The sequence below is a fragment of the Shewanella sp. M16 genome, from assembly GCF_018224605.1.
Classification (GTDB): domain Bacteria; phylum Pseudomonadota; class Gammaproteobacteria; order Enterobacterales; family Shewanellaceae; genus Shewanella; species Shewanella oncorhynchi.
In genome coordinates, this window is record NZ_JAGTUL010000074.1 from 1 (window position 1) to 7,744 (window position 7,744).

The 7,744-nt window shown below is 44.9% G+C and carries 10 protein-coding genes and 1 pseudogene; all 11 read right to left on the reverse strand.

Annotated elements, in window-relative coordinates; all coding sequences use genetic code 11:
* Positions 1–271: 271 nt before the first annotated feature.
* Positions 272–493 (reverse strand): hypothetical protein, encoded by a 222-nt coding sequence (locus tag KFE26_RS22855; RefSeq protein ID WP_107881394.1) that lies wholly within the window; start codon positions 491–493, stop codon positions 272–274.
* 30 nt (positions 494–523) lie between these two features.
* Complete coding sequence (locus KFE26_RS22860) at positions 524–1,012, reverse strand: hypothetical protein (RefSeq protein WP_155730149.1); 489 nt, start codon at positions 1,010–1,012, stop codon at positions 524–526.
* Position 1,013: 1 nt separating this feature from the next.
* Positions 1,014–1,469, reverse strand: coding sequence for a type II toxin-antitoxin system HicB family antitoxin (locus KFE26_RS22865; protein ID WP_212601815.1), 456 nt, complete (start codon positions 1,467–1,469; stop codon positions 1,014–1,016).
* A 124-nt stretch (positions 1,470–1,593) separates the two neighbouring features.
* Positions 1,594–3,468: a ParB/RepB/Spo0J family partition protein gene (locus KFE26_RS22870; RefSeq protein WP_212601816.1), complete on the reverse strand. Its 1,875-nt coding sequence runs from the start codon at positions 3,466–3,468 to the stop codon at positions 1,594–1,596.
* A 392-nt stretch (positions 3,469–3,860) separates the two neighbouring features.
* On the reverse strand, positions 3,861–4,094 hold the full coding sequence (locus KFE26_RS22875; RefSeq protein ID WP_006087359.1) for a hypothetical protein: 234 nt from the start codon (positions 4,092–4,094) through the stop codon (positions 3,861–3,863).
* A gap of 14 nt (positions 4,095–4,108) precedes the next feature.
* Complete coding sequence (locus KFE26_RS22880; RefSeq protein WP_212601817.1) at positions 4,109–4,840, reverse strand: endonuclease; 732 nt, start codon at positions 4,838–4,840, stop codon at positions 4,109–4,111.
* Positions 4,837–5,241 (reverse strand): hypothetical protein, encoded by a 405-nt coding sequence (locus KFE26_RS22885; protein WP_212601818.1) that lies wholly within the window; start codon positions 5,239–5,241, stop codon positions 4,837–4,839. Before KFE26_RS22885 ends, KFE26_RS22880 begins: the two co-directional genes overlap by 4 nt.
* 19 nt (positions 5,242–5,260) lie before the next feature.
* Positions 5,261–5,515 (reverse strand): hypothetical protein, encoded by a 255-nt coding sequence (locus tag KFE26_RS22890; protein ID WP_212601819.1) that lies wholly within the window; start codon positions 5,513–5,515, stop codon positions 5,261–5,263.
* 4 nt (positions 5,516–5,519) lie between these two features.
* Positions 5,520–6,170 carry a hypothetical protein gene (locus tag KFE26_RS22895; RefSeq protein ID WP_212601820.1) on the reverse strand — a complete coding sequence of 217 codons (651 nt, stop codon included), beginning with the start codon at positions 6,168–6,170 and terminating at the stop codon, positions 5,520–5,522.
* A gap of 105 nt (positions 6,171–6,275) precedes the next feature.
* A complete protein-coding gene (locus tag KFE26_RS22900; protein ID WP_212601821.1) occupies positions 6,276–6,491 on the reverse strand; it encodes a hypothetical protein in 216 nt (71 codons plus the stop codon).
* 98 nt (positions 6,492–6,589) lie between these two features.
* Positions 6,590–7,639 (reverse strand): annotated as a pseudogene (locus tag KFE26_RS22905) (Y-family DNA polymerase); the annotation flags it as partial.
* Between the last annotated feature and the right edge of the window lie 105 nt (positions 7,640–7,744).

The following is a 7,744-nucleotide window of genomic DNA, read 5'->3' on the forward strand; positions in this document are numbered from 1 at the left end:
AGCAGCCAATAGACACTCAGAGTAAATAGATTAACCGCCGAGGCACGTTTCAAAGCACACCAAGGGGTATTGTCAGATAAACGGAAAAGGGCGGCGCAGCCGCCGCTTGTTTCGCGTTTTGCGGGGAACTAACAGGGAATAGCGACTATCGGCGGCCAATAAAAACGAGCCTGAATGCGGCTGCGACGAAATAAATAGCAGAAATGGCAATGAACAGCCAACAAATCACCAATAGTACATTATCCAAGAACGCCATCATCATTTTGTCCTTTCATTTTATCAGCTTAAAGACTTTGCGATTAGCAGCGGTTTTGGTGTTATCAGTCAACGGCCAAATTTCCCAAGGAGAATCGACGCCTGTTCGACTCCTTAGAAAGTCATCTCCCTTGCGCCATTGAAATTCTTCATAATCAATACACCACTCAAACACTTCACCCTGTTTGACGGACTTGAGATCACTTATCTTTACAATCTCTATCGCACGTTGAGACATGCCTAATTCTCCTTGTCGTTATCGCAACACTCACATGTCTTCATCTTCCCACTCGATGAGGCGGTATTTTTGAAACTCTGGATGCACTTTAAGCTGCTCGTGAACATCAGCGGGAATATGAAAATTCAACTCCCCCGCTTCAATCAAATACTTCAAACACGCTAAGCCCTCATGCTCAAGCCCAGACTCATCAATCACGCGCTGCACTTGATTGGCTTGGCATCGATACCGCGCCCCACCGACAACGACATTCACCGCGCCAGAGGGCATAAAAATCATCGTCACTGGATAGTGATGGCCACCAAACAGATTCACAAAGGAAAAATAAACATGATGACCTTCACGAGTACAACTCACGATATTGTTGATTGGCATGATAACGCCCTCACTGTGTTGCACTGGAATAATGTGGATCGGTTCATCGGCTTGTACTGCTTGCTCATAGGCTGCGACAACCTCGGGATTATCCATAAGCTGCGCTTTCACCTCTGAAAATGGAATACCGGTTACTTTGCCCATATCAATCTCCCACTTTTGAACACGATCTTACTGAGTCTGCGCTGTTCATTAACTTATCGGCCGCCTTGGCCAAGAAGTCCGAACGGTCTTTGAACTCGCGATGAAACGCCACAAAGCTATCGATACGTACAATCTGCGATTCTGACAATGTGATATTGAGGCGTTTTTGTTTGGCTTTAAGCGCCTCTAGTGGCACCTCTAAGGCCAGCCATTGGTCGAACTTGGGATGCAATGCCTGATAGTCGCGATATCCTTCATTCAAACTATCGACTAAATGACCATCGTTGATCACTTCCTCAGCCATTAATAAAATGGCTTCTTTAGCCTTAAACAAGATTTCTTCTTGGCAATCCGCCGCCGAAAAACAGCCATAGCCTAATTTTTCAAACACGGGGATAACGATACCAAACGCCTGCGTTTCATCAGCAGGGCTTTCGATCCCGACCATAAATAGCATTGTAAAACCTCTGCGTTAACCGTTGAACCATTATACACACGCATACACACAACTCAATTTATTTAGTTAATTCTTGCTCAGATTTACCCTGAATTAACAGGGTAAATCTGCATCAGTATGCGGCTTAAAATCCAGCTGGCATCAACGCATCAAAGTAGGCTTTTTGTGCATCATCTAGCCCTTTTCGCTCACCGTTCACTAAGCTATCAACCTGATTTGCTAAATCCTTTTTCTTGAGTGCAGCGGCTTGTAATGCCCACTGCTCACCCATGACAGGCTGAGCCATATCAATTAAACAAGACAAACTCACGCGCTTAAAGAAGGTTTCCGCAGTAGGTCGCCAGTAGTTAGACCATTTCACATCGAGCGTGGATATCACGGCCTCAACAGCTTTATGACTATTATCAATTGACGCCTCGAACATGGAAGCCGTGGCGTAAGCCACCTGCTTTTCTTTCTCTTTTACATCGAGGGCGCAAAAAGCGTTAAAGCGTTCAGCGACCGTGGGCAGACCAACCCACGCTAAATTTAGGCTGGCTTTTACACCCTCGATTAACTGCACCGCTTTGTTATCCGTGAGCGATCCCGTTTTAGGATGGCAAGTGGTGTCGTTAACGCTGATATGCAGTGGACGACTGCCATAATGTGAATCAGTGAACGCGCTTACACAGACAGAAAAATGCAACGTATCAAGCGCAACGCTTGGCGCACTCATTAACGCATGTTTCGTGATAATCAAACGCTGCGCCCGTAAGTCGTCATTAAGCGCAGCGGAATAACCGCTAGTATCCTTTTCTTCAATTTTTTTCACGTCACCCACGTTGAGTGGGTCTGATTGCACACTGGCTTTTAATTGTGCCAGCGCCTTTTTATCGTCCTTATGCACTAACCCAATATAGATACTGACAGGCTCACCATAACTTTTTAACACGAGCATACACCCCGCTAGCGCCATTTCAGCGGGATCATACTCACCCTCTTTTGAGTCTAGAAGCCCAAACCCTGCAAGTTCATCGTATTCAGAAACTAACTTTATCTGTGTCCACTTCCAGCCACGCGCGATTAACTTTGCTGCTTCGATTTCCAATTTTGCGGTCGCTAATGATTCGAGCAACGCTTTATCATCAAGATAGACTTCGTCACTGAACAAGTCTGAGGTCACAACCCCGCCCGCTTTTTCGTATTCTTCTTGGCCAACAAACTGAGCCAAATAGTGATCAGCATTCACAGCGGCGTCTTTAAGCATATTGCGGAACTGGTTTTCGTTGTAACGTCTATCGCCTGCCAGCTCCCACACTTCGACTTGTTTTTCGACACTGGCAATCGTGAATATCATCACAACATCAAGCGACACGTTCCCCGCTTTGTACGCATCGAGCACAACAGGGGCGACCATGCTTAACTTCATGCGCTGCTGCACGAATTTCGCTGTTACGCCAAACCGCGTCGCAACATCAGCAATGCTAGCGCCCTTATTCACCATGTCAGCAAAAGCGTGAAATTCATCGACTGGGTGCATCTTTGCACGTGTGAAATTTTCAGTCATTGATAGCTCGGTGGCATAGTTGGCCACTTCTTCGGCTGTCAGCAACTTAACAGGCACAAGCGTTTTCGGTTTCAGCTTATTATTTTTGACCGCTTTAATGAGCTGTCTCAGTCTACGACCACCGCCCAAAACTGGGTATAAGCCTTGCGCGTTCATGGGCTCGACAATCAGATTTTGTAAAATGCCATGCGCCAAAATGGAGGCATACAACTGTTCATCGTCAGCCTTAGACGCATTTTCTTTACGCGCGTTCTTCTCAGACAACACCAACTGGTTAATCTGCAATTGCAGTAACACTGGCTTTGCTGTTGAAGCCAATGCCACCACAGCGTTAGCCGCAGTTGCTGATTTTTGAGCAATATCGGGCTTGTGAGAGCCTGCTTGAGTCTTTGGGCTGGCAGGTAAAGTGGTGGCTTTAGTGTGAGTTGCTTGCGCTTGAATTGAGTTTGTCATTGCTTGTTTTCCTGTCGTTTAAATATCGTTCTCGTCTTCGCCTAACTTCCTGACTCATTTCACGTTCTGACAGACAAGGGCGCGCAGCGGCGAAGCCTCCCTTGGCGGGCAGGTTGTGAAATGAGACAGATAAGAAGTGACAGCGCAGACGTGAACGGTATTGGCAGGGAAACGATGACAAGCGATAGAGAAGCGCACGCTTACTCACACTTTAGCCGGCAATGAACCGGACAGTGCTTTAGGAAGTTGATGTTTGCTTTTGTTTGGGGCTTGGTGATTGCGTTAGGGATTGGCAAGCAGGAACGTAGAGCCACGGCAAGCTTGCTTGCCATCAGTGGATCACGTTATCGCGGGGAGCGAAGCGAAAAGCCCGACCGAAGGGAACGCCCAGTTTAAGACCAATCTCCGGTGAGCTGTTTTACTTCCGTTTCACGAAGACAAAACGCCGTATTAATCGACGTTAGATTATCAAACTTCTCACGTTGAGTGAGCGCAGGATCTTGATCTATTTTACGCTCAGCGCCGGTCACTTGGATTAATAGCGTATCGAGATTCTTACTGGCTTTAAACTTACGCAACCAAACCAAATCCAACTCTGACAAGGTGTTATTATCAATATAATTCATAGCTTCTCGTATGTTTACCAAATATTGGCTTGCTGACAACGACTTTTGACGATCTCATTATCATTGAGCTGAATGGCGGCAATTTTTTTAGCCCGCTGGCACTCTTGGATATTCACCGGATATTGCTTATCCCACGCACTCATAAGCTGGCGCTGCGACTTACTCATCGAATATTTAGGATAACTTTGGTCCATATACAGATAGGACCGAGCAATGCGCCCTCTAGCGTCTTCGGGAGGTTGAGCTTTGCTACCATCAATGCGCATATCACAGGCACCAAAATCAGATTTAGCCGACGGTAACAAGGCAAAATTGTAATTACTGCGCAGCGCATTCACAGCGCCAATGGCCGGAAATAGATTGTGCATATCCGCTTGCATGTATCGATACTCAACATTCATCTTCTCGGCACACTTGCGGCCCTTGAACGACTTACCTTTGCTATCGACACATTGCCCATGGCCATCACGCCACTCAATAAATGCTTTGCCAAAATTTTCGGCGGGTACAACGTGTTCCCATTCTATTTTTTTAGCGCGCGCTAAATGTGTTTTAGTAGTAAATCCTGGCGGAGAGATTACCTGCCCTTTTGCGTCAAATGCAGCACCGCAATAGAGGGTTTCCCGCTGATCTTGATAGACCGATAACAGCTGTTTTTTAGCCTGATTAAACGACTGATTGGTCGTATTGGAAGCAACAGCAAAAAGGGGAATTACCGCAATGATTGAAATAAAAAAACGATTCAAATATCTTTCCTTTTTTCAAGCAAATCACAATATTCGCTAGCTCGCAAATCGATTTTAATAATGCGATTTGGCCAAATTGCATTCAATTTATACCAGAAACCCAACCCACCACAGATAACATGAACGGGTTGTATCATTTCAGAAGAGTTAGCCACCAACCAACTGACCATAGCAGTGCCATTTTTTACCCCTGTAGTGGAAGCCCTAATATCATGAACCAATAAGAGATTATCCTCTTTCCACAACTCAGTTTTCACTGAACCGATATATTTTGAATTGGAGAAAAAACGATAATTTATAGTCGGGCCTTGGTAGTCAGGAAGATAACCTTGAATCTCTTCTGAAACCCTATCTATAGTGGGAATTGATATCTTCGGTTTTCTTCTTAAGAAATTGAACATTCGTGATTTTCCGCACTAATTACTCAAACTCTGAATTTATGTCATGAATACTCGGCAAAGGAATACCATTGTCTCTAACATTTTTGGCATCAACCTGTTCGTTCATAACAAGCATTCCAGTCTTATCGTTACGAGCTATAACGACTACTTTTTCACTATCGCTCACAGCATCAACAGCCCCAATACTCATAACTTTAACAGTATAAGTTGTCGCCCCAAATTTACGGCCAGAGCGCATTAGATCCGTTAGTTTTTTGCAGTCTTTAGTATCCAATGTGCTACTTTCCGACACATCGTTCTGTTCGAAGCTCTTGATATACATCCCATACCAGTTCTGACGAAATACCACGCCGACCGGTATCTGTCGCACACTCCAAATCAATGATGTATGAAACACCACGATTAATAGCAGAGGGATATTTAGCAAGCAGAAACACCTTTTCTAGCTCTGTCTGGTAATCAAGCATCTCCAACAGTGACTCTGTTGTGCCATCATCCCAGCGAATATAGGTTTTGTTCTGAAGAGCTTTCAGGTGCAAGGGCACCAATAACGAAGAAACAATCTCACCCGCTCTAATTTCTTTATACGCGCACCAATGCGACTTAATCGAGAGCACACCATTTAACAGCACAATGTCACAGGCCAGCGTCGCGTTAACACTATCATTGACGTCATAGCGAGCATAAATTTCCACGAACCCTACTTGCTCAATGGCAATTTTATCGATGAGGCTCCAGAAATTGGGAAGCGAGGTTTCATCTGATATAGTCAGCCTTCCCCCATGCTCCTGCAGCATTCTATTCAGTTGTGCAGTAAAAAAATTATCTGACACTTTTTCCGCAAGAGACTCGATATCGCTCAATTGGAGTGTTATACCTTTGCTTCCTTGATGCGTCTTACCAAAGAAAAAATCTTCTTTTGTTCTCATTGTTTATACCTTATATAGATGTAGCTCTAGATGTAGATCGACGTTCTGTGTCCATCATTTCCGTGATATTAGAACGATGGACGCAACGCCGACCTAGAGAAATATTTAACACTGTTTAGTGTTAATCTCAGGTTTACACCAAGTATTACCAAAGCTCAAATCACTGAGTTGTAGATCCCAAGCAGTCAAGATAACATCAGCAACGTCCTTTGCTATTTTGTCCTTGTCAGCATCACTCAGTTCATAACGCTTTAAAATAATGTCAACTTGCTCTTTAACCATTAGCGCTTGTTGCTTTTTAACTTCTAAGTTCCTAGACATTTGATTTTTCCTCTTATTCTCAAAAAATTGTAACCTATGACAGACGTTTTAGGTTGTATACGTGGAGTAAGGCCTGGATAAAGCACCATAAAATCCTATTACGCTTTAATCATCGGAATATCGGACCAACGGGTGGTGTACTGCGGCGATAAAAACTGACGGCGCATAGTCCAATGCTGATCACTCCCCTGTGCAGCAATATACAACACATCACGGCCATAGCGATTATTCAGACTATCAAAGATTTTCATTAAGTTAGGATCGCTCTTTGGCGCATTAAATAAGTCATATTGCACTGACGTTTTAGGGCAAAGATCAATCAGGCCTACACCAATTCGGTAATAGCGCACACCTGGGCGATAAAGGTTTGATAGCTCGCTGCTAACCGCGGCGCACAGTTCACGACTGTCATCAGTGGCACAAGTAAACTGAACAAGCCTTTTAAAATACACAGGCTGTGGATCATGTGGCGAGTTGGCGGCAAACACGACCATTGCTTTACACAATGAGCCTTGTTCTCGAACCTTCGCACCGGCAATTGCGGCATGCTTTGCTAACGCTTGGTGTAAATGTTCCCGGGTACATATTCGTTCGCCTAGGCTGCGGGTGGAAAATATTTGCTGCTTATCTGCTTTGGTGACATCCCACGTTTTACAGATCTGCCCATTGAGTTCTCGCACAGTTCGCTCTACATCGATGGAAAAATGTTGTCGCGCCACTTTCGGCGCCAGTTGTGCCAAATCATAGGCAGTATGCACACCCAGTAATCCCAGTTTGACCGTTAGTTTGCGGCCAATCCCCCAAACTTCATCAACTGGCATCGATTTTAAAATCTCAATACGCTGCGCATCATTATCAATAACGCAAACACCTTTATATTGAGCCAATTGTTTCGCGGCATGATTAGCCAACTTCGCCAAGGTTAATGTCTCACCAACCCCCACACACACCGGCAAACGGCATTCACGCCAAACTGTTCGGCGCAGCTGAGCACAATGTGCCGTTAAGTCTGCAATTGCAGCACAGCCTTTAAACGACACAAAAGACTCATCGATGGAGTACACGTATTGCTCGGGTGCGAAACGCCCGATCACTTGCATCATTTTTGCAGACAGATCTGCGTACGGTTCATACAGTTGGCTAATAATTCCTGCTAAAAATAGACGAGTAAGTGATCATCCTTTCTGCTACATAGGTTGCTGGCGTCTAACACCTGAAAAATCACCAAGCTCAATTTGCTGTCTATTTTTTAG